This window comes from Pseudomonas sp. PWP3-1b2 (assembly GCF_049896045.1).
Classification (GTDB): domain Bacteria; phylum Pseudomonadota; class Gammaproteobacteria; order Pseudomonadales; family Pseudomonadaceae; genus Aquipseudomonas; species Aquipseudomonas antarctica_B.
This window is the reverse complement of the sequence record NZ_JAFCTN010000090.1, coordinates 1-1,311: the sequence shown is the minus strand read 5'-3', so window position 1 is coordinate 1,311 and position 1,311 is coordinate 1. Positions and strand designations below refer to the sequence as shown.

Below are 1,311 nucleotides of genomic sequence, written 5' to 3'. Positions count from 1 at the left end.
GTGTCTAGTCCTGAAATAGGTTTACACCTATTTCACCCTAACGCCCGATGCACCGCATCGGGCGTTTTGTATTTTAGGGACAAGTGCGGGCGCTCCTGGTTGTAGATCAAGATCGCCTCGCGCACCATTTGCTCCGCTTGAGCCAAGTCTGTCGGCCGGTGAAGCAAGAGTTCTGTCTTCAAAATTCCGTTGACCCGCTCTGCCAAGGCGTTTTGGTAGCAATCATAGCCATCGGTCATCGAGCATGTGACGCCATGCTTGGCATGGAGCTTTTGATAAAGCACTGAGCAGTACTGCACGCCACGATCCGAGTGATGAACCAGTTTCTGGCGTGTTTGACGCGTCTTCAACGCCATGCGTAAAGCTTGGGCTACCGAGTCGGCATGCAGGCTGCCATGCACGTGATAACCGACAATTTTCCTTGAGAAGGCATCCGTCACCAAACTCAGATAGGCCGGGTCATCGCGGTTTGTAGATAGGTAAGTAATATCCGCCACCCAGACCTGTTCCGGACCCGTAGCGACGACTTGCTGTGGGCCAGGTTTCAGCAAATTAGGATGGCAGCGAAAGCGATGATGGCTGTCGGTCGTCTTATGGTACGCCCGCCTTCTGCGAACCAACTGCCGGTGCTCTCGTAAAACCTCAAACAATCGATCTCGGCCTACATGCAGTTCTGGCTTCTCAGGCTTCGCGTGCATCATCGAGTGCAACTTGCGGGCGCCAATGCAGGGTTGGCGCACACGAATTTCCTGCACAAACTGGAGAAGTTTCTGATCTTGATCGGCTCGAGCCCGATGGACCCGGTCACGCTTGTAAAAGGCTTGGCGACTGATCCCCATAAACTGGCAAGCCCTGCTGACACTCAGGGTTTGGGTTTGCGCAACGACTTGCCGGACCGCTTTTTTACGACGGATACGCCGTAATCGTTTTTCAGAACATCGACCACGTCTTCGAAGAATTTGGCCTTCTGATTGGCCAGTGCCAGTTGCTCCTCGAGCTCTTTGATTCTTTGCTCGGGAGTCAACGGCAAGGTGGGTTCGTCCATCGGTCGGCTCCTGTGGGTCCGAATGGAGGCGCCTTGACTCCAGTCCTGCCGACCATGCTTGCGTAACCACACTAACACCGTCGACCGGCCCTGAATCCCGTAACGCCGTTGAGCCTCTTTATAACTCAACTCGCCTTTTTCGACTTGGTCGACAACCGACAATTTAAAAGTCAGCGTGTAATCTCGCTGACTGCGTTTCGCGCCCGTATCCATTACACCGTCCTGATAAGACTTCAGAAGGTGTAAACCTTATTCAGGGCGAGACA

1 protein-coding gene and 1 pseudogene are annotated in these 1,311 nt (G+C 53.6%); both read right to left on the bottom strand.

Translation table 11 applies throughout. The features are described from left to right. Nucleotides 1–32: 32 nt before the first annotated feature. On the bottom strand, nucleotides 33–1,115 hold the full coding sequence (locus ACP7A2_RS27120; RefSeq protein WP_426136851.1) for an IS3 family transposase: 1,083 nt from the start codon (nucleotides 1,113–1,115) through the stop codon (nucleotides 33–35). A 35-nt stretch (nucleotides 1,116–1,150) separates the two neighbouring features. Then, nucleotides 1,151–1,258, bottom strand: a pseudogene (locus tag ACP7A2_RS27115) (hypothetical protein); the annotation flags it as partial. Nucleotides 1,259–1,311 lie beyond the last annotated feature (53 nt).